Genomic DNA, 22,272 nt, shown 5'->3' with positions numbered 1-22,272 from the left:
GGTACGAACACTGGTGAGGCGAATCAACGCTCTTAAGAGGAGAGACGCTGACATGACTATTGTAACAGTTGTCCCAGGAATAGAAGGAGAAGTTGACCGGGCGACAGGCTGTATTAACTGGCAAGGGAGCAAGTTTGGCAACGGTTACGCGCGCAAGTGGCTCGATGGCAAAACGGTATTAGTCCACCGATTAGTCCTCGAATCAAAAATAGCAGGATTCCTTGGTTCCGGTTATTTTGCTTGCCACACCTGCGACAATCGAAGCTGCATCAACCCAGCACATCTCGTAGCGGGAACTGCGGCGGAAAATACCGGGCAGATGATGGAGCGCGATCGCAAAACTCCCAGACGCAAAAGTATTCCGGGTATTGGCCAACTGTCGATCGAACAACTCCGGGAAATTCAGACTAAATATTTATCTGGAACAGTCAAAAACCACCTAGCAAAAGAGTATGGAGTACAACATGAAACTATTACTAAGATACTTCAGACAAATATTCCCGATAACTTCACTACAGTTTTGCCCGGTTTTTTAGGAGAAATTCAAGACAACGGCTGCATCATTTTTCAAGGCTCAAAGGACGGTCAAGGCTATGGCAGATACTGGAAAAATGGGAAATCGAAATCAGTTACTCGTGCTGTTTTAGCTGAGAAATTAGGATGTGCAGTTCCGACTTCAATAGATGCTTGTCATACCTGCGACAATCCCAGTTGTATTAATCCAGAACACCTTTGGGGTGGTACTCGCACTCAAAATTCATTAGATGCTTCTAAGAAAGGACGCACTCAAGGAAAAAGTCATCCCCTTTCCAAGGCAAAATTAGACTGGGAAAAGGTACGAGAAATTCGGCAAAAACTAGCCGCAGGAGAGAGAGTGAAGGATGTAGCTCAGGAATATGGTGTGGGTCGCAAAACCATACATGATATTAAGTATCACGTCACTTGGAAGGAAGCAGGCCAAGAGGTTCCAGTTCCTCGCATAGGTGGATATCTCGATCGGAAATTGACTTTCGAGCAAGCTCTTGAGGTACGAAAAAGGATTAGAGATAGAGAATCAATCTCTAAAATAGCTGATGACTTAAGAGTCTCCTCAAGTGTCATCTATGATATTAAAAACAATATCACATATAAAGGAGTATAAGATTGATTTAAGCCGTAAAAAAAGCACAGAAAAAAGATAAACCACCACAAATAATCTACTGTAAATTATCAATTGGAGTCAAGAATGGCTAAAATAGAACAACGCTTTGATTACGTCAAGATAGGGTTAGCTTCACCAGAAAGAATTCGACAATGGGGAGAGAGAACTTTACCCAACGGTCAGATAACTGGAGAAGTGACGAAGCCCGAAACAATAAATTATCGGACGTTAAAACCTGAAATGGATGGCTTGTTTTGCGAGCGCATTTTTGGGCCTGCAAAAGATTGGGAATGTCATTGTGGGAAGTACAAACGAGTTCGCCATAGAGGCATTGTTTGCGAAAGATGCGGTGTAGAAGTCACTGAATCTCGCGTCCGCCGTCACCGGATGGGATTTATCAAATTAGCAGCTCCAGTAGCTCACGTTTGGTATCTCAAAGGCATCCCGAGTTACATGGCAATTCTGTTAGATATGCCGCTGCGAGATGTCGAACAAATAGTTTATTTCAATGCCTATGTTGTTCTCAACCCCGGTAATGCCGAAAAACTGCAATACAAGCAATTGCTAACCGAAGATGCTTGGCTGGAAATAGAAGACGAACTTTACAGCGAAGATTCCACACTCACAGGTGTAGAAGTGGGGATTGGTGCTGAAGCTTTGCAAGTTTTGCTGCAAAACATTCCGCTAGAAAGCGAAGCGGAAAAGTTGCGGGAAGATATTGCTAATGCTAAAGGTCAAAAACGGGCGAAGTTAATTAAACGTTTGCGGGTAATTGACAACTTCATCGCTACGGGATCTCAACCCGATTGGATGGTGCTCAATGTGATTCCGGTGATTCCCCCCGACTTGCGGCCGATGGTACAGCTAGACGGCGGGCGTTTTGCAACGAGCGACCTCAACGACCTTTACCGGAGAGTAATCAACCGCAACAACCGCTTGGCGAGACTCCAAGAAATTCTGGCGCCGGAGATTATCATCCGCAACGAAAAGCGGATGCTGCAAGAAGCTGTGGATGCGCTGATTGACAACGGTCGCCGGGGCCGGACAGTGGTGGGGGCAAACAACCGCCCGCTGAAGTCGCTGTCGGACATCATTGAAGGGAAACAAGGTCGCTTCCGGCAAAACTTGCTGGGGAAACGGGTTGACTACTCCGGGCGTTCGGTGATTGTGGTGGGACCGAAACTGAAAATTCATCAGTGCGGTTTGCCGAGGGAAATGGCGATCGAGCTTTTCCAGCCTTTCGTCATCCACCGCTTGATCCGCCAAGGATTGGTCAACAACATCAAAGCTGCCAAAAAACTGATCCAGCGCAACGATCCCAGTGTTTGGGACGTGCTTCAGGAGGTGATTGAAGGACACCCGGTAATGCTAAACCGGGCGCCGACCCTCCACCGTTTGGGGATTCAAGCCTTTGAGCCGATTTTGGTAGACGGCAGGGCGATTCAACTTCACCCGCTAGTCTGTCCGGCTTTTAACGCTGACTTTGACGGCGACCAAATGGCCGTGCACGTGCCTTTGTCTCTGGAATCTCAGGCGGAAGCGCGCTTGCTGATGCTGGCTTCTAACAACATTATGTCGCCGGCAACCGGAAGACCGATCGTTACTCCTTCTCAAGATATGGTGCTCGGTTGCTATTACTTGACAGCCGAAAATCCTGACGCTCAAAAAGGAGCCGGTCACTATTTCTCCAACCTTACCGACGCGGTTGTAGCTTACGAACAAGGAATCGTTGACTTGCACTCTTATGTGTGGGTGAGGTTTCAAGGCGCCATAGAAAACGCAGAACCCGAGGGAGAACCGCTGAAGGTGGAACGCTCTACCGACGGTATAGTGACGAAAGAATACAAGTTCCGCCGGGTTCGGGAAGACGGAGAGGGCAAGGTGATCAATCAATTCATTCGCACTACTCCGGGCAGGATTATCTATCACCAAACGATCGAATCGGTAATTAACAATTAGAAATTGGGAATGGGTAAGAGGTAATGGGTAACAGGTAATGGGTAATAATTCGCCACTAATTGCTAACAAATAATAGCGATTGAAGACGGAAAAATTACCAATTACCAATTACCAATACTTCGGCTACGCGGTTCCCGATCGAAGTCGAAGGGCAGTAAAAGTTACTCATTACCAATTAAGTAGGTAGGTGCAAGTAAACTTTATTGTGGGAAGGGCAGGGGAGTGCATTTATCTCCTAGCTTAGCTCTCTTCCTTATACGCTAAACCAACCCCCTACAAAAGGCTTGTTGTTTTTTCCCGCCACTCTACTTATCAATTACCAATTACCAATTACCAATTACCAATACTTCGGCTACGCGGTTCCTCCATCCTTCGGATTCGCTCAGGAACCGAAGTCGAAGGCCAGTAAAAGTTACCAATTACCACTACTCAGAAAAATGACAGAAAATAAGGAAATTGTTTTTCGCAATCGAGTTGTTGACAAAGGTCAGCTCAAAAAATTAATCTCTTGGTCTTTCATGCACTACGGAACGGCCCGTACAGCGCAAATGGCCGATAAACTCAAAGACTTGGGTTTCCGCTTTGCGACACGAGCGGGAGTTTCGATTAGCGTAGACGATTTGCAAGTGCCCCCGTCAAAACGATCGCTCCTCGATGCCGCCGAAGAAGAAATCCGCATCACCGAACAAAAATACACCAGAGGCGAAATCACCGAAGTCGAACGCTTCCAAAAAGTAATCGATACCTGGAACAGCACATCAGAAGACCTCAAAGACGAAGTAGTCAAAAACTTCCGAGCCACAGACCCCCTAAACTCGGTCTACATGATGGCATTCTCCGGGGCGCGGGGAAACATTTCTCAAGTGCGGCAGCTAGTCGGAATGCGCGGATTGATGGCTGACCCCCAAGGAGAAATCATCGACTTGCCAATTAAAACCAACTTCCGCGAAGGACTCACCGTCACCGAATACATCATCTCTTCCTACGGCGCGCGCAAAGGCTTGGTAGATACAGCTTTGCGGACGGCAGACTCTGGCTATTTGACTCGCCGTTTGGTGGATGTGTCCCAAGACGTAATTGTGCGGGAAGTGGACTGCGGCACTCAGCGGGGAATTCGAGTACGGCCGATGACGGACGGAGCAACAGTGCTGATTCCCCTCAAGGACAGGCTGCTAGGGCGGGTGTTCGCCAAAGATGTGGTGCACCCCAAAACCGGGGAAATCGTGTCTTACGGCAGCGAAAAAGCCGTGCGAAATCAGCCAATTACCGAGGAGTTGGCGACGGAAATTGGTAATTCTGGGGTGGCAGAGGTGTATTTACGATCGCCCCTGACTTGCGAATCTACGCGATCGGTTTGTCAGCACTGCTATGGCTGGAGTCTCGCCCACTTGAAAATGGTGGACATGGGAGAAGCGATCGGGATTATTGCAGCTCAGTCGATCGGGGAACCGGGAACCCAGCTCACCATGCGTACCTTCCACACCGGGGGCGTATTCACTGGAGAAGTCGCGAAACAAGAACGCGCACCCTTCCCGGGCGTAGTGAAATTCAAGAACTTGCGTACTCGCTCCTTCCGCACCAGACACGGCGAAGAAGCGCTGGTGGCAGAAAACAACGGCAAACTTGTATTTGAAGGCGACGGCTTTGAAGAAGGGAAATCAGGCGCCAAAAATCAAAAACTGAAAATCGAATTGGCGATCGTCCAGGGTTCTACTCTGATGGTCAAAGACGGACAGCGCGCCATTCCCGGTCAAGTTTTGGCAGAAGTGCCGATCGTCGGTCGCGCCGCCCGCAAAACCACTGAAAAAGTGACTACAGACGTGGCTTCCGACTTAGCCGGAGAAGCCAAATTTGCTGATTTGGTGCCTGAAGAAAAAACCGACCGCCAAGGGAACACAACCCGCACAGCCAGCAAAGGCGGACTGATTTGGATTCTCTCAGGAGAGGTCTACAACTTGCCCCCTGGTGCCGAACCTGCAGTGAAAAATGGCGATCGCATTCCGGCCGAAAGCGTAATTGCCGAAACCAAACTCATCTCTGAACACGGTGGCGTAGTCCGCATCGCTGACCCCAGAGAAATTGAAATTATCACCGCCCAAGTCCTGCTCGACCAAGCAGTCGTGCGGGCAGAAAGCGCAGGCGGCCGCGACCACTACACCATCGAAACATCTTCTAAGCAGCGGTTTTCCCTAAAGACGGCTCCCGGGAGCAAAGTCATCAACGGGGAAGTCGTCGCCGAACTGCTCGACGACAGCTACCGCACAGCTACAGGGGGCATTGTCAAGTACGGTGGGGTGGAAGTCCACAAGCGCGGCAAAGCTAAACTTGGCTACGAAGTCGTTAAAGGCGGGACTCTGCTCTGGATACCGGAAGAGTGCCACGAGGTAAATAAAGATATTTCATTGCTGCTGGTGGAAGATGGCCAGTACGTTGAGGCCGGTACTGAGGTGGTTAAGGATATTTTCTGCCAAACCAGCGGGGCAGTGGAAATCACTCAGAAAAATGACATCCTCCGGGAAATTGTGATCAAACCGGGCACACTCCATGTAGTTGACCGCCCGCCGCTAACATTTGGGGAAGGTCAAATCGTCAACGCCGGTGAAGAAATTTTCCCAGGCTTGGTTGCCGAAGAGTTGGGCTATGCGGAGTATATCGAAACTCCCGAGGGCCCGGCTTTGCTGCTGCGGCCTGTGGTGGAGTTTCCGGTGCCGGATAAGCCACCTGTGCCTTCTCAGACGGCGCTGAATGAGTCGATCTCTTTGAAAGCGGTGCAGCGACTTCCTTATAAGGATGGGGAGCGCGTCAAATCAGTCGAGGGATTGGAACTGCTGCGGACTCAGCTTATCTTGGAAATTGGTTCGGGAGCTCCGCAACTGGCGGCGGATATCGAGCTGCTGCCGGATGAGGAGGATGCTACGGCTTTTGGGGCGGACGGTTCGGGCCCGGCTTGGGGTTCGCCTGAAGACGCTAGTGCGTCGCAAGAGTTGGCGATGGCTGTGGCTGATGGGGGCGATCGAGCTTCAAAGACTTTCCGCTTGCAGCTAGTCATTTTGGAATCGCTGGTGATTCGGCGGGATGTGTCTGCAGATCCGACTCAGGGCAGCACTCACACGCGGCTGTTGGTCGAAGATGGGCAGTCGATCGCGCCCGGGGCAGTAGTCGCCCGCACGGAGATTCTCTGCAAAGAAGCGGGCATCGTTCGGGGCATCCGTGAGGGGCATGGCGAACCAGTGCGCCGACTGTTGGTGATGCGAGATGCCGATTCTATTTCGATCTCTGTGGCGGGTACGCCGGATGTGAGTCCGGGTCAACTGCTGGTGGCTGGTACCGAAATAGCTCCGGGGGTTGTTCTCGAAGAGTCCGGTCAAGTTGTGAAGGTTGTACCTGCGTCGGAGACAGAATCGGCGAAACTCTTGCTCAGGGTGGCTCGTCCTTACCGGGTTTCGGCCGGTGCTGTGCTGCACGTAGACGACGGCGACTTGGTGCAGCGGGGTGACAATTTGGTGATTCTGGTGTTTGAGCGGGCAAAGACTGGGGATATCATTCAGGGTTTGCCACGGATTGAGGAACTTCTTGAAGGGCGGAAGCCGAAGGAAGCTTGTATTTTAGCCAAGCGGCCGGGGACGGCTCGCGTGGTTACGGATGACGATGTTGTGGAACTTGCGGTGATTGAGGATGATGGCCGGATTGAGGAGTATCCTTTGTTGCCTGGTCAAAACCCGATCGTTTCCGACGGACAGCGCGTAGGCGTCGCCGAAGCTTTGACCGATGGGCCCGCCAATCCTCACGAAATTCTGGAGGTGTTCTTCCACGTGCTCAAGGAGCGGCAGTCTACTTTTGAGGCTGCTTTGGAGAGTTTCCAACAGGTGCAGACGTTTTTGGTGAATGAGGTGCAGTCGGTTTATCAGTCTCAGGGCGTGGATATTTCTGATAAGCACATCGAGGTCATCGTTCGCCAGATGACCAACAAAGTCAGGATGGAAGATGGTGGCGATACTACTATGCTCCCGGGCGAGTTGGTAGAATTGCGGCAGGTTGAGCAGGTTAATGAGGCGATGTCAATTACTGGTGGAGCGCCGGCGGATTATACTCCGGTGTTGCTGGGGATTACTAAGGCTTCGCTGAATACTGATAGCTTTATTTCCGCTGCTTCGTTCCAGGAGACTACGCGGGTGTTGACTGAGGCTGCGATCGAAGGTAAGTCTGACTGGCTGCGGGGGCTGAAGGAAAATGTGATTATCGGCCGCCTGATTCCTGCGGGTACTGGGTTCAATGCCTATGAGGATGCTGGGGTCCAGGATGCGGGTTTTGATGGTGCTGTGTTTGATGACGACATCCACGATTTACAGGAGGATGTGGTACTTGATGACCGTACGGCGCGTCGCGCGTATACGATCGAGAGCGGTTTTGAGATCGGGCGCGGCTCAGATCTTGAGCCTGATGAGGATTTTGAGGAAGTTGAGGTTGATGAGGACGAGTTTGTCGCTGAGACTGATGATGATGCCTTGGGACCTGATGTTGACGATGATGATGATATCGGTTTTGACTTCGATGAGGACGAAGACTAATCATAGTTTTGAGCTTGCATGAATGAGTGAACAGCGTTGTGTTCGCTGAGGATAAGTTGGTTCCTCGCCACAACGCACACTCCGATTTCATGAGTTAAATAAGCTCAAATTTTTTCTCACAAATTCCAAGTCCGAACTCATAGCATTGTGCTATGGGACATCGAAAGGAAGAAGGAAGAAGGAAGATTTAGAGTTCAAGAAAACCTTGTAATTCTAGAGTTTTAATTGTTTGTTGGTTCACACAAACAATTCTTTCTTCCTGCTTCCTTTTTCCTTCTTCCTTCTTATTCCTTCTGCATATATGGTTCACTCAATCAGGCAGCAAAGCCTTGATTTGATTAACAAACTCTTGATGGTCTACCACAGGTTTAGAGATGTAACCGTCGGCACCGCTTTGATCTAGAAATGTTTCTTTATCACCAGCCATCGCGTGAGCAGTCACCAAAATAATCGGCAGCGAGGCAGTTTGCGGGTCAGCTTTAAGCAGTTGAGTAATCTTAATGCCGTCCACAGATTTGCCCTGGTACACGCTGCGCGAAAGAGACACATCCATTAAAATCAAATCCGCTTCGCCGTTGGCAGCAATCTGCATCACCTCTTCAACATTTTCCGTGTGCTTCACGGCTAAGCCCCCCCGCTTAGTCAGAATTTTGGAAAAAACCCGAGCATTAACCAAATCGTCCTCTACAATCAGAACGGTTTTCATAAATAAATATGGGAAGTATAGAAACTTTGTGACTTTAGTCCAAAGAGGAACACGACACGGGGACTACATTCCCCGTCAAAAATGCAGAGTTTTTAGCGCCATCAGCCGGGAACCCTGCAAAACCCGTATGTATATCCTTGAGCCACTAGCTGTGAGACGGTGTACAGATGCCTAGAAGCATCCAGTACCATCATTTAGACTACTACACACAGACAGTTTAGTTCTTTTTTATAACTCGACCTGACACTGGTGAGAGTCTCAAGATTCTCAGGTAGCAGGTTTCTAGTACAATCCAGGACGCATGGACGACGCCTCGCAACCGGGTTTTCGATTGTTTCGGCGGGCTATAACGAACTATTGCTATGAAAAAACCCGGTTTCTGACTACCCGTGCGTCCTGGACTATAGTATCCTCTCTTTCGGTCAAGCCTCCGGCTTCTACCATTTTAGATTTTAGATTTTAGATTTTAGATTTTAGATTTTAGATTTTAGATGGGAACTGATTGACTGGATATGGGTTTGGATCGCGGATCTAGAGTTGCATTATTTTTTAAACTGGTATTAGATTCGGGAATGTGTGATAATTATTTTCCTTCTCCCTCATTAGAATCAAGCCATGTTTATTCACATACTCCCGTCGCCACAGCATTCGGAGTAGCGAATCTAGCGGGGCTTGTTGGAGATTCCTAATTCTCAGTTTTAACCCCTCAAAACGGCTTAAAATATCGACGCTTCCGTTCATCAAGGGGATGTCAGACTAGGAGATATCGCCAGGAGAGCTTTTGACTGATGAATTCATCAATATCGGCATTTTTGACACTCTCAGCGAGTCACGGCCGCGCTCTATGGTTGAATAAGCCCAAAACTTGGACTTCACTCATAGTCCAGTGGTTTCTACAGGATCAGAACAAGTACCAGTACCAGAGGTATTCCACTTCCGCTTACTTTTGTTTTTTAATACTTTCGGAGTCCATCACCCTTGCCAAAATACGGTAAGCTCGATCTTCTACCATTGCTGCTCGATCCAGGCTACGGCTGTACCGAGACTAGCTCAATCTGAGGTTTCTCCTGAATAGAATATTTCTTCGTGTAGATGGTTATTCCTAATTGCAATTAAATTCTATCATAGATTGACGGGGACTCAAGTTCCTCGTGATGCTTTCCTAGGAAGAGCTACAGCCTCACTACGTTCTGAGTTTCTGGCATTCCGTGTTCTCCTGTGAATCAACCTTCTCACAGCAGAAGGTAAATAGACAGGTAGGCGCAAATGAAGGCAACATAGAGGTTAGGGTAAGAGTGGAGAGTAACAGGCAAGTGTTGCCCGTCTTCGGGACTCTGATTCTGTTTTCACAAGTTAAGTTTATTTTTATTCTTCAACTGGGCGGTTGGATCGAACTTTCGGTTCGCCTGCGGCAAAGGCTTTTAAATCGAGACAGGGAACCTCGGCATTATTGACAGAGGCTGTTTTCACTCAGGAATTAACGGACACAAGGACTCATGGCTAAACAACTCAACCTACTTTCCGGGCAAGTAATTTCTACGCCTCTGCACGCCGAGATGCAGCAATCGTACCTCGAATATGCCATGAGTGTGATCGTCGGGCGAGCTTTGCCTGATGTCCGCGACGGTTTAAAACCAGTTCACCGTCGAATTTTATATGCGATGCACGAACTCGGTCTGACGCCAGACCGACCTTACCGTAAGTGCGCCCGGGTAGTTGGAGATGTTTTGGGAAAATATCACCCCCACGGCGACCAATCGGTTTACGACGCTCTGGTACGCATGGTTCAGGAGTTTTCGAGCCGTTATCCTTTACTGGCGGGTCACGGCAATTTCGGTTCGGTGGACAACGATCCGGCGGCTGCTATGCGCTATACGGAAACGAGGCTAGCGCCGATCGCCCACGAAGCTATGCTAACCCAAGTCGGCGAGGCAACTGTTGATTTTACTGGTAACTTTGACAGTTCGCAGCAGGAACCGACGGCGCTGCCTGCTCAGTTGCCGTTTCTGTTACTCAACGGCTGTGCTGGCATTGCTGTGGGGATGGCAACTAATATCCCGCCGCACAATTTGGGGGAGGTGGTAGACGGTTTAATTGCTTTGATTGAAAACCCGGAACTATCCGACGAGAAGTTGATAGAACTGATTCCGGGTCCTGATTTTCCAACCGGAGGGGAAATCGTCGCTACAGAGGGCATTGTTGACGCCTACACTAAGGGTCGAGGCAGCATTGCGGTCAGGGGTGTGGCCGGGGTGGAAGAAGTGCCAGGTAATCGCAAGGTGCGTACTAAAACGGCGATCGTGGTGACGGAGTTTCCGTTTCAGGTAAATAAGGCGGCTTGGATTGAAAAGGTGGCGGAGTTGGTCAATGCTGGCCGCCTCGACGGTATTTCTGATTTGCGTGACGAGAGCGATCGCGAAGGCATTCGAGTGGTGATTGAACTCAAGCGGGAATTTTCCCCAGAAGGGGTTCTGGCTCGCCTTTACCAACAAACTGACCTGCAAACAAATTTTGGGGCGATTTTGCTGGCAATTGTCAACGGTCAACCGCGACAGTTAACGCTCAGACAATTGTTGCAGGAATTTCTGGATTTCCGGGAAGTGACTCTTACCCGCCGCTACAATTACGAGTTGCAGGCTGCTGAACGCCGCTGTCATATTGTCCAAGGCTTAATGTTGGCTTTGACAAATCTCGATACAGCGATCGACATTCTCAGAAATTCTCCTGACGGCTCTACTGCTAAGCAAACTTTGCAAGTTCGCCTCAATTTGAGCGAAAGTCAAGCTGATGCGATTTTAGCGATGCCTATGCGGAGGCTGACTGGTTTGGAAAGGCAAAATTTGCAGTCTGAGTTTGATGAGTTGATGGCTAATATTCAAGAATTGCAGCGGTTGTTGAGCGACAGGCGCGAACTTTTGAAGGCTTTAAAGAAGGAATTTCGCTCGCTCAAACGCAAGTACGCTGACCCCCGCCGCACTAAATTCGCTAATGGAACTGCACGCGCAGCAAACGCCGAACCCCAATTTTCTGGTAAGAAAAATTCTGCTGTGAAGCAGTTGTCGCCGGCAACGATTCAGCCTAACTTATTGCCAGTTGTAGAGGCAGAGGAAACTATTGTTGAATTTTCGCACAAGCAGTACGTGCGACGCTTGCCGGCTGGGGAACGACCGCGCTCGAAAAGTCGCGAAAAATCGGTTTCAGCTTTAGAAAAAAATGAAGATTTTATTGTGACGGCAAATCTGACGAAAACCGATCGCACTTTGGTCGTCTTAACTCCTAACGGCAAAGCTTACCCGCTGAAAGTGGCCGATATTCCTAGTAGTAGCGCCAAAGACCGGGGAACGCCGATCGTTAGTTTGTTGTCGCCGAGTGCTACTAAAGAAAGTGCCGGTCGCGCTTTGTCGGAAATCACAGTGGCACACTTTATTTTGCCGGAAAATTCGGAAGCAGCAGATTTAGTAACTCTGACTCAGCAAGGGAAAATTAAGCGCTTGCCGATGCAGGAATTTGCTGATTTGACTAATCGTGGCGTTACTGTTGTTAAACTCAAGGAGGACGATCGGCTGCGCTGTGCGAGTCTGGCTAAAGTCGGCGAGCAAGTGGCGATCGCAACTTCAGGAGGCCGAGTCCTCCGGTTTGAGATTGATGATGAACAACTGCCGCCAATGGGCCGCGCGGCCCAGGGCTCTCAAGTAACCAGGTTGCGGAAGCAGGAAGAGTTGGTGGGTTGCATCACTCTGGACCCGAACGACAGTCTGGTGCTATTTTCCGAGTTGGGTTGGGCAAAACGAATGCCTGCTGGTTCTGTCAGACTTACTAACCGGGGCGAAATTGGCACTCAAGCTTTTCGTTTCTCAGAGCCTAAAGATGCTTTAGTTGGCTTGCTGCAGGCGGTTCCGGGTACGGATGTCAAACTTTTTACTAATTCAGGCCGTATGCTGCGATCGGCTATTGATGCTATAGCTTTTTGGGGGAAAGATGCTGCGGGCGATCGAGTTTTTGACCTCAATCCAGGTGAAAAAATTATCAAAGTTATCAGCAGTCAATAGTCATTGGGCATTGGGCATTGGGCATTGGGCATTGGGCATTGGGCATGGGGCATTGAGCATTGGGCATTGGGAATTAATCTGATTTCTGACCTCTGACTTCTGAATTCAACATCGATCCGTTAAATCATTTAAATCCCGTATACTGCTCGTTGCCGAACTTCCTGCTTCCTTGAATGCCCTAATTACCAATGCCCCATGCCCCATACCCCATGCCCAATCTAAAATCTAAAACCTAAAATTGTTTAATGGCGCAAGTTGTATTAGAAAATATCTACAAAAGTTTTCCGCTCCGCCAAGGAGAACAGGAAAAAGAAGGAAACACCGTCGCAGAAAGTGTCTCGCCTCTAGCCGATCGCCCTTCGTCTAACAGCGTTTTGCGGCGCATTAACTTAACGGTCGAAGACGGGGAATTCATGGTGTTGGTGGGGCCTTCTGGCTGCGGAAAAAGCACTTTGCTGCGATCGATCGCCGGTTTGGAAGTTTTGACTGCCGGCAATATTTGGGTTGGCGATCGGCTGGTTAACGATTTGCCTCCTAAAGACCGAAATATCGCTATGGTATTTCAAAATTATGCTCTCTATCCTCACTTAACAGTTTACGATAATCTCGCCTTTGGATTGCGCCGCTCGGAAAGGGAGAAAGAAGAAGGCAGAAGGAAGAGGGAAGAAGGAAGAGGGAAGACGGAAGAAGGAAGAGGGAAGAAAGTAGAAGGGATAAGGGGGAAGATACAAGGAGAAGAAGGAAGCCTCGCGAAGATAGAAAAAATTAGGAATAAGATAGAAGAAGTTATTAATGATTTAGCTTCTAATTCTTTTAAAAATCCTCTAATTTACCCTTTGTTTGAGGATTTTTTAGGAGGAGCTACTCGCAAGTTGCCTCCGGGTTTGCGCTATTTGTCGGAACGGGAAAAGGCTGTAGGAAAACGAGTGCGAGAGGTAGCTGAATTATTGCAAATAGAATCTCTTTTAAATCGCTTGCCAAAACAACTTTCGGGAGGGCAAAAGCAGCGGGTAGCTTTGGGTAGGGCGATGGCTAGGAATCCTGAAGTTTTTTTGATGGACGAACCGCTATCTAATCTTGATGCGAAATTGAGGGCGGAAACTCGATCGCAAATTGTGCAGTTGCAGCGACAGTTGCGAACTACAACTATTTATGTGACTCACGACCAAACTGAGGCCATGACAATGGGCCATCGAATTGCTCTTATGAATAGAGGCCAGCTTCAGCAAGTAGCTCAACCTCTAGAGCTTTACAACAAGCCGGCTAATTTGTTTGTTGCTGAGTTTATCGGTTCTCCGCCGATGAATTTTTTGTCGGTTGAATTTAGTGCTCCGCTGTTGATTTCTCACCCGCAATTTCGCTTTACTTTACCCGATATTTGGGCAAAAAGTCTACAACAATATGACGGGCGAGGGCTAATTTTGGGAATTCGGCCGGAACATCTGAGTATTAACCCTCCGGCTACCAAAAATCTTTCGGTACAAGTGGAAATTGTAGAGGCTTTGGGACACGAAACTTATTTGGGGGTTTGTTTGACGGATGATCCGGCGGTGCGAATGCAAGTGCGGGTTCCTCCTGAGCGATCGATCCGAGTTGGCGAGGAGCTTTGGTTGGCCATCGCCCATGACAAAATTCACTTGTTCGACCCTGATACCGAGTTGGCTATTTTTCCTCGTTAGGTAAAATCATCAAGGTCGATCGACCGTTGTGACAGATATCACCAATCACAAGCTTGCATTTGTATCAAGGAATGTTATATTTATTTACATAAGCCTTACACAAGTTAACGAAAGGAGTTCGCACTATGCAAGAACAAAAACGCAACGCTTGGAACTGGGGCTTCAGCGAGGGAGCCGAAAATTGGAACGGTCGTTTGGCGATGATTGGTTTCTCTGCCGCTGTCATCATCGAATTGGTTTCTGGTGAAGGCCTGCTTCACTTTTGGGGCGTGATGTAATTTTCTAGTTAAGACTTTTGTGACACTGCAAAGCTTGGGAGTTCCGTAACGGACTCCCTAAATTTTGGCAGCGCAATTTGGGCAGCAAATAGCCACTAGCTCCGGGCAGTTAGCTGCCCAAAACTTAACAGCTATAGCTCAAACCGGGGCGGGGGGTCTCCCCCCCAAAAACAACAGTGCGAATCACTCTTTTGGGTGATGCTAGCAAATTACTCTAGCGGATATATTCTTTTAAGATGCTGTTGCGGTTGGGATGGCGCAACTTCCGCAGGGCTTTAGCCTCGATTTGGCGAATCCGCTCACGAGTGACGTTAAAGATTTGACCAATTTCCTCCAAGGTCTTCATCCGTCCATCATCTAAGCCGTAACGCAGCCGCAGTACATCCCGTTCTCGGGGGCTGAGAGTATCCAAAACGCTTTCCAAGTCTTCTCTGAGCAAGTTTTTGGAGACTTGATCTTCTGGTGTTTCCCCGTCTGATTCAATAAAATCTCCCAAACGTGAGTCTTCCTCTTTGCCGATCGGAGTTTCTAAAGAGATAGGCAACTGTGCGGACTTAGCAATGAACCGCAACTTCTCGATCGTCATCTCCATGCGGGTAGCAATTTCTTCTTCCGTAGGCTTGCGACCCATTTCCTGAGACAAGAGTTTGGTAGTTTTCTTGATCCGCGAAATGGTTTCGTAAAGGTGAACCGGCAGGCGGATAGTGCGCGATTGGTCGGCAATTGCCCGGGTGATGGCTTGACGTATCCACCAAGTTGCGTAGGTAGAAAACTTGTAGCCTTTTTCGTGATCGAATTTTTCAGCAGCCCGGATCAGACCCAAAGAGCCTTCCTGAATCAAATCTTGGAAAGACAAACCGCGATTCATGTATTTTTTGGCGATCGACACCACCAAACGCAGGTTTGATTGCACCATTTTTTCCTTAGCCCGACGGCCGACGTGGAGTCGGTGACGGAATGCAGGAAGTGCCATATCTACAGCATTAGCCCATTCGCTGTCTTTGGGTTCGCGGTTATACTCTTCGAGCAGTTGTTCTCGAACTCGCTCTAATTCCAGCAAATCTGCAATCTTGCGCGCTAGTTCAATCTCTTCGTCAGCTCGCAGCAGTCGAATCCGACCGATTTCTTGCAGGTAAAGACGAATAGAGTCTTCAGTATAATGCTTTTTCTTTGCCTGTGCCCGACGGCGGGCTTTGGCGCCTTTGCCAGATTTAGGGTCTTCCTCAGATTGAGAGTCTAAGAATTCTTCGCGATCGTCTTCTTCGTCGATAAAGAGTTCTAACTCGCTCTCAGGTAGAACGCTTTCGGCGCTCCGAAGCAACTCGATTGTTTCCATTTCCGGTGTAATTGTGGTTTCGAGTACGGTGTTAGCCTGGATCATGCCGTCTTCCTCATGCTCCTGAATTAAAGAATAAATAAGAGTGGAATAGTGTCTGTTTGTAGTTTAGACAAGTTAGCCAGTATTGACATTCCCGCAGGAAAAAATAGTGGGATTTTCGGTCTGCTAGCTGAATCTGTTACCGAAACTGCACCAGTTTTATGAGTCAAAGTTCGAGTTCGGGTTTGAAGCAGGCAGCGCATTCAATCGATCGCAGATTTTAACATGGCGACCTTAAATTGAGCTGGCGGCTTTTTCTTTCGGAGCGAGTTACCACATCATCTGCAATATCTTGCCCAGAGAAACAAACCATGAACTACGATCGATCGCACTTCCAAAAATACTGGCTTTTTTACTCGGTACTTCGAGTTTTTACCCGTACAAGTTTTCCCGCACGGAACCCTCTAACTTTTGTATTCGAGGTGTCGAACTTTTGATTCGCCTTGCTTTACTCGGGTTGTCGGACATGACAGTTGCGCGGCAAATTTTCGCCACCTTGGATGTTGGTCTGCTGCCTCAAATGCAACAGCAGAGGGTTGAAGCACCAAACCGGGAGAATCGGATCTTGCAAAGACCTTCCCGATTGTAGCCTTTCTCACAAAAAATGGAAGTTGTTTTCCATTGTTGGTCAAGAACTAGGAAAACTCTGTCAGCTTAGCTTGACAATACTAACTTATGTCCGGCTCTGCTAAATCCTGAGAACGACCCGCAAAAACTTTGGCACGATCGAACGGCGCTGTTTTCTGCGTATATCTGGGTGAACGGCTGCGGCGTAGTTGGCCAGACAGTTAGCAGACAATTTTTGAGTTGCCCAAATTGGAACCAATACCATCCGTGTAGATACACCCATCATTACCCTGTTTCCCTGAATTGAATCATACGCAATCTGCGATTGAATAAAGCTCGTAGCTTTAGTTTTAAGCCGGCAACTCTGGATTAGAGACCGACTCTGACCCCCAATGAAGCGTTGCGGGTTGAGTAATGCAACAGGGGCTTTCATTGTTAAGTTAGCTCAAATCTCAGAAATTGGGTTTAATTTTGATGTTAAATCACATTAAGTTCTTAACGTCACATTCTTATTTAAGCAGTTCTACACGAGTTTGTCGCGTCAGTGGCAAAAACCACCAGGATAAATTCTACTGAGAGTTAACCCGCCGCGCAACTCTCGGCTGCGGATTTCTCTAAATTTTTTGGCTTTCGGTTCGCACTTGCGCGCTCTTACATACTCACAAACAACACAATTTGCCATCTCCCGGAAGTATAACTTCACGATTCCTTTAAATATATCGTGACAGTATGAAGATGCGATAAAGCCCCTCAATCAATTTTAGGTAGCATTCCCGAATTGTCTTGATAATTTCAAGCAGACGAAACAAAAGCCACAGCGGGCGTTGCTGCAACAGTCGGCCGACGATAACTCTGCCAGGGAAGAAAAATTTACCCAGTTAGCGATGTGCTTGTTATTGTTAGAGAAGGCATAAGCTGCAGGATACACTTAAAGCAGTGGAACGGTAGGAAGTTGGTGCGATGCTCAAAATTTTGTTATTATTTACAGCGTGTCATCAGAAAGCACAGAGCCTTGCTTTATCCTCTACTCGGGTTTAAATTATGTGGCTTGACCTTGAGGGAATGAAGCTATCAAGAAAAATTTCAGCTCCGTATCTATATAGACAACCCAACGAAGGTTTATTAGAAAGAATTCACCTTCTGGAGAGAAAGATTGAGTAATTAATCTGGCCGATATTACGATCTCTTTATAGCGCCTGTTTGTAGTCAGGACTTCAGTTTTTTGTATATTTGTGAATAAGCACTAAAGTCCTGACTGCGAACTTAATGTAACCGCGAGACAAATTACTGCTGATTCCGCAGGCGAGGGTTCACAAACTCGTTTAATCCTTCCCCCACCAAAGACAGTCCCACCACCATTAAAGTCATCGCCAAACCGGGAAACAAAGCCGTCCACCAAATGCCAGTAGGTAGCGCATCTAAAGCTAAACGCAAGTCGTGTCCCCATTCAGGAGTTGCTTCGGGAAGTCCTAATCCGAGAAATCCCAAACCTCCTAATGTTAAAATTGCATCGGCAGCGTTGAGCGCAAACAGCACAGGTACGCTCTGAATTACATTCAGAAACAGGTAGCGCGAAAGCACTGTCCAAGTGTCAGCACCCATTGCTCGCGCGGCTTCGACAAACAATTCTGTTTTGACGCTGACGGTGTGATTCCTGACGACGCGGTAGTATTGAGGGATGTAGGAAATGCTCAGGGCGATCGCAGCATTCAAAACTCCTTTTCCCACTACAAACGCTAGGGTCAAAGAAAGCAGCAGCCCCGGCAAAGTATAAATTGTATCCATTAAAAATAACAACACTCGATCGAGCTTACCGCCCAAATAACCGCTAACCAAACCCAGGGGCACACCGATAAACAAACTCAAAGCAGTGGCTAAAATTACCACTTGCCAAGCAGCCCGAGAAGCAAACAGCGTGCGGGAAAACACATCGTAGCCGCTGCGGCTAGTACCAAACCAATAATTCGCCGACGGCGGTTCGTGGATGGGGTTAATCAAAGCCTCGGTAGGATTTTGCAGCCATCCCCAAGCTTGCATAGCTGGAGACAAGATGGCTACCAATACAAACACGGCAGTTATTGTCAAACCTGCCCACATCATTTTCATTGACAGGCTTGAGGGCGAGGCACTGTTGAGAAATCGCGGCAGTCGGAGGCGGCTTTGAGCCATAATGACGATCGACCTATATAAGACTTTTCGATTTTAGTAGCACTCAGGCGAAAAAACCCGGAACAGTCAAAAATCCTCTTTCTCATTCGCCAAACACTGCGACAAACCGGGTTTTTTTGCGCGATGGGGTTAAAAAAAATCGGTTTCTCCCCTGCACGGGACTGGCGTGCAGGAGAGAAACCGGGTTTTTGGCAGGCGGGACGCAAGTCGAGTTTAGGTTAAATCTCCCTTGGCGAATCTCAAATCTAAAATCGATCGACTTCCTACAAATTACTGGCAATTAACTCGCGGTACTGGCTTTTCGGCTTAACTCCCTTGAGCTCAGCCACCATATCTTTGTCTTTGAAATACTGAATCGTCGGTGTACCAATCACGCCAGCATTTTCAGCAATTTCTGGATCTTCTTCGATGTCAATTTCCACGTAGTGGATTTTGCCCTCGAACTCATCTACTACTTTGTTCAAAATCGGCTTGAGGCTGTGGCAAGGGCCGCAACTCGGAGAGGCATATTTAACCACAATCAGTCGATCGCTATCGTGGAACAACTTCCGCAAAGCATAACCTCCTTCGTGGCGCGTGTCTTGGATATCAAAGTTCGCGCTGGTTTTGCGTACTTTTTGAGCTTCCGGCGCTGCGACGGGTTGCTCGGATTCCTCGGTTTGGCGGAATTCCTGAGCTAAACCATTGGACGACAGCCACCTTTCTGCCAGCATCGCCCCCATACAACCGCTACCGGCGGCGGTGATGGCTTGGCGAAACTCGTGGTCTTGTACGTCGCCGACGGCGTAAACTCCCTCGACGCTGGTTTCTACCGAACCGTGTTTGGTAACGATATAGCCTACTTCGTCGAGTTCTAACTGACCTTGGAACAGTTGAGTGTTGGGAGTGTGACCGATCGCGTAAAACAATCCTTTCACCACCAAATCGCTCTCAGCGCCTGTCACGATATTTCTAAGTCTCACCCCGTCCATTTTGCCGCCCGCTTCGCCCAAAATATCAACTGCTTCGGTGTTCCAGTGAACGGTAATTTTGGGATTGCTCAGCACTCGGTCTTGCATGGCTTTGCTGGCGCGCATTTGATCGCGCCGCACCAGCATATGTACGTGAGAGCCGTATTTTGTCAAATAAATAGATTCTTCCGCTGCGGTGTCCCCCGCGCCGATTACAGCTAAATCTACTCCCTTAAAAATTGGGGTAGCACCGTCGCAAATCGCACAAGCAGAAATGCCGTGACTCCAAAATACGTGTTCGCTAGGCAGCCCCAGCCGTTTCGCCGTCGCGCCTGTAGCGATTACTATCGTGTGGGTTTTAATTTCTCTGTCTTCCGATCGCACTGTAAACGGACGCTTGGTCAAATCTACCGAAATTACATCTTCTGTGTATAATTCGGCACCCCAGCGCACTGCTTGAGCTTTCATCCGATCCATGAGCTCCGGCCCGGTGATGCCTTCGGGAAAGCCGGGGAAGTTTTCGACTTCTGTGGTGGTCATCAGTTGACCGCCGGGGACGCCTCCCGCTTGGTAGCCTTCAAACACTACGGGTTTCAGGTTTGCCCTCCCGGCGTAGATTGCTGCGGTGTAGCCTGCGGGCCCTGAGCCGATAATTACTAGGTTTTCTACGGTTTCGTTGGTCATAGCTATTTACTTAAACTCATAACGACTTCGTTTTACTCATTTTAGCAGGGTTCGATCGAGTTTGGTTTGATGCCATTGTGCGATCGACGATCTGTATCTATTTTTGAGGGTCGATCGGTCTTCGGGGCAATTCCAACTACTTTAATAAGCAAAAACAATCTAAAAGTCGATTTAGTTTTAAATGTTCGATCTATTTTGACCCCTCAATTCTTAAGAAAGTCTAAAGACGACCAAAATTATTGACTTCATTCTCAATTATTTTACCTATTTACTTGCTTTGAGGCTTGTGGTAGGATTTTCACAATCTAGGGGCATTATGACTAATTAAAGTTTTTGATGCTGAAAGCTTTTAAACTCGTCAAACTAACGAACTCTGCAAATGTAATAAGTCCAATTGTTTATGCAAAATCCGCATTTTATGGTTTAAGAATTGTAACGGAGATTTGGTAGGTTTGACAAAAGACATGATTTGTGTTATGGAAGGTGATATCGGGGGGGAATTCGATCGAACTTTTTAACCGCTTCGGAAGCACAGGCGGGACGCCCGTGCCACGATAAACATAGAATTTTGTATTTGTGTCTGAATGGATAAAATCAAGATATTGTTTGTGTGCAGCCGGAATAAGTGGAGAAGTTTGACTGCCGAGAATATATGCCAGAAGATTAGTGACTACAGCGTGCGATCGGCAGGAACGGAAAAAGGTGCAAGAATTAGAGTAACTGAGGGTCTTGTCGGTTGGGCAGATTGGATATTTGTGATGGAGAAGAAGCATGGCGATCGACTCCGCAGCAAATTCCCGGAAAGTCTCGAAGGCAAGAAGCTTATTTGCCTGCAAATCCCGGACAATTACCAATATATGGAACCGGAGTTAGTCGAGCTTTTGCAGGCGAAACTGAACCCCTATATGAAAATGCCAGATAACGAGATAAATTTTATGCAGCGAGTTTTGGAACCGGAAGTGATGGATTCCTTGGAAGAGGCGATCGAATACGATTCGATGGACTTTGCTGAGGTTAATGCTGCTTTTGCTCAGAGTGCTGCCGCCTTGGGGCCGGTTTTTGGAAACGTTTTGGATGCGGGGACGGGTACGGCGAGAATTCCGATCGCCCTTTGTCAACTCCGGCCAGCATGGAAATTGACTTGCATTGATTTGTCGGCAAATATGCTGAAAGTCGGGGCGGAAAATGTGGAAAAGGCGGGCGCGCGATCGCAAATTAATCTCGAATTAATTGATGCTAAGGCAATGCCTTACCCTGACAACTATTTTGATATGGTTATTTCCAACAGCATTATCCACCATTTGCCCGATCCGCTGCCCTTCTTTCAGGAAGTCAAGCGGGTGTTGAAGCCGCAGGGAGCAATTTTTTTGCGGGATTTGCTGCGGCCGGAAAAAGCGGAAATCAGGGATAATTTAGTCAAGCTTTATGCGGGAGATTGCAACTCGCATCAGAAACAGTTATTCAGCGATTCGTTGCAAGCAGCATTTACGCTGGATGAAGTTGAGGAGATGATGCAGAATGCCGGGTTGGATGGGTTGAGGATTTATGAATCTTCCGACAGACACTGGACGGCAGAACGTGCTTGGTGCGAGTCTTTGTAGACACGGGACGATCGCCCGATAACAGTTCAAATGAGAATAGGAGCGATCGCGTCTTTCCAGCTATGCGCCTTACCGTTGCGCGATCTGTTTGTTGTTTAATTAATTTTTTCGGGTCGGAAAAATTAGTATGATTGAACCGCGAAGACGCGAAAAACGCGAAGGAAGAGTCAGGAAGAATCAGAAGTAGATAATCTTCTCCGGGGAAGCAAGCAAGATGTTTAATATCATGTCCGGTAGTACAACCATAGTAAAATAGCTAAGTATACCCTTTGTAAAAAGCATCTATCTGACCAATGCCAAAACGTATTAGCATTGAACCACATCTATCGTTAGGAGAACTAGAACAGCGTTACCGTCAAGCAAAAGACCCGGTTGAAAGAAGTCATTACCAAATTATCTGGTTATTAGCATCTGGCAGAAGTAGCCGAGAGGTTTCACAAATAACTGGTTACAGTCTCAGTTGGATTTATGAACTAGTTTGGGGGTATAACCGCATTGGTCCAAAATCACTTGGAGATAAAAGGCATGAACATCAAGGTGCCG

The 22,272-nt window shown here is 48.0% G+C and carries 13 protein-coding genes and 1 pseudogene; 9 read left to right on the top strand and 5 right to left on the bottom strand.

From position 1 onward, the window contains the following. Window positions 1-52: 52 nt before the first annotated feature. The 3 genes from QUA71_RS22235 to QUA71_RS22225 all read left to right on the top strand — a co-directional run bounded on the left by QUA71_RS22235 (window position 53) and on the right by QUA71_RS22225 (window position 7,668). Window positions 53-1,141, top strand: coding sequence for an HNH endonuclease (locus QUA71_RS22235; RefSeq protein WP_333288346.1), 1,089 nt, complete (start codon window positions 53-55; stop codon window positions 1,139-1,141). Between the two features lie 84 nt (window positions 1,142-1,225). After that, complete coding sequence (locus QUA71_RS22230; protein WP_333217584.1) at window positions 1,226-3,100, top strand: DNA-directed RNA polymerase subunit gamma; 1,875 nt, start codon at window positions 1,226-1,228, stop codon at window positions 3,098-3,100. A gap of 284 nt (window positions 3,101-3,384) precedes the next feature. Next, the gene (locus QUA71_RS22225) at window positions 3,385-7,668 is read left to right on the top strand and encodes a DNA-directed RNA polymerase subunit beta'' (RefSeq protein ID WP_333288344.1); all 4,284 of its coding nucleotides are present in this window, start codon (window positions 3,385-3,387) and stop codon (window positions 7,666-7,668) included. A 310-nt stretch (window positions 7,669-7,978) separates the two neighbouring features. On the opposite strand, the gene QUA71_RS22220 is transcribed toward QUA71_RS22225, so the two are convergent. Continuing rightward, entirely contained in the window at window positions 7,979-8,374 is a 396-nt protein-coding gene (locus tag QUA71_RS22220; protein ID WP_006632892.1) for a response regulator, read from the bottom strand. 1,496 nt (window positions 8,375-9,870) lie between these two features. Between QUA71_RS22220 and QUA71_RS22215 the strand changes: the two genes are divergently transcribed. From QUA71_RS22215 to QUA71_RS22205, 3 genes are all read left to right on the top strand, one after another. Next, the gene (locus QUA71_RS22215; RefSeq protein ID WP_333288342.1) at window positions 9,871-12,423 is read left to right on the top strand and encodes a DNA topoisomerase (ATP-hydrolyzing); all 2,553 of its coding nucleotides are present in this window, start codon (window positions 9,871-9,873) and stop codon (window positions 12,421-12,423) included. A gap of 245 nt (window positions 12,424-12,668) precedes the next feature. Next, complete coding sequence (locus tag QUA71_RS22210) at window positions 12,669-14,102, top strand: ABC transporter ATP-binding protein (RefSeq protein ID WP_333288340.1); 1,434 nt, start codon at window positions 12,669-12,671, stop codon at window positions 14,100-14,102. A gap of 125 nt (window positions 14,103-14,227) precedes the next feature. Next, on the top strand, window positions 14,228-14,380 hold the full coding sequence (locus QUA71_RS22205; protein WP_333288338.1) for a chlorophyll A-B binding protein: 153 nt from the start codon (window positions 14,228-14,230) through the stop codon (window positions 14,378-14,380). A 214-nt stretch (window positions 14,381-14,594) separates the two neighbouring features. Here QUA71_RS22205 and rpoD read toward each other — a convergent pair whose 3' ends face one another. Continuing rightward, window positions 14,595-15,761 (bottom strand): RNA polymerase sigma factor RpoD, encoded by a 1,167-nt coding sequence (gene rpoD / locus QUA71_RS22200; RefSeq protein ID WP_333048311.1) that lies wholly within the window; start codon window positions 15,759-15,761, stop codon window positions 14,595-14,597. Window positions 15,762-16,050: 289 nt separating this feature from the next. Here rpoD and QUA71_RS22195 point away from each other — a divergent pair, with 289 nt between their 5' ends. Next, window positions 16,051-16,347, top strand: a complete 297-nt coding sequence (locus QUA71_RS22195) for a hypothetical protein (protein WP_333288336.1) — start codon at window positions 16,051-16,053, stop codon at window positions 16,345-16,347. A 99-nt stretch (window positions 16,348-16,446) separates the two neighbouring features. Here QUA71_RS22195 and QUA71_RS22190 read toward each other — a convergent pair whose 3' ends face one another. From QUA71_RS22190 to trxB, 3 genes are all read right to left on the bottom strand, one after another. Further along, window positions 16,447-16,611 (bottom strand): hypothetical protein, encoded by a 165-nt coding sequence (locus QUA71_RS22190; RefSeq protein ID WP_333288334.1) that lies wholly within the window; start codon window positions 16,609-16,611, stop codon window positions 16,447-16,449. Window positions 16,612-17,609: 998 nt separating this feature from the next. Then, complete coding sequence (locus QUA71_RS22185) at window positions 17,610-18,494, bottom strand: ABC transporter permease (RefSeq protein WP_190660478.1); 885 nt, start codon at window positions 18,492-18,494, stop codon at window positions 17,610-17,612. Between the two features lie 263 nt (window positions 18,495-18,757). Beyond that, window positions 18,758-20,128, bottom strand: coding sequence for a thioredoxin-disulfide reductase (trxB, locus tag QUA71_RS22180; protein WP_333288332.1), 1,371 nt, complete (start codon window positions 20,126-20,128; stop codon window positions 18,758-18,760). A gap of 584 nt (window positions 20,129-20,712) precedes the next feature. On the opposite strand from trxB, the gene QUA71_RS22175 reads away from it, so the two are divergent. Continuing rightward, entirely contained in the window at window positions 20,713-21,729 is a 1,017-nt protein-coding gene (locus QUA71_RS22175) for a methyltransferase domain-containing protein (RefSeq protein WP_333288330.1), read from the top strand. A gap of 293 nt (window positions 21,730-22,022) precedes the next feature. Then, window positions 22,023-22,272 (top strand): annotated as a pseudogene (locus QUA71_RS22170) (IS630 family transposase); the annotation flags it as partial.

It is taken from the genome of Microcoleus sp. MON1_C5 (assembly GCF_036701875.1).
Classification (GTDB): domain Bacteria; phylum Cyanobacteriota; class Cyanobacteriia; order Cyanobacteriales; family Microcoleaceae; genus Microcoleus.
This window is presented reverse-complemented; position numbering and strand designations above follow the sequence as displayed.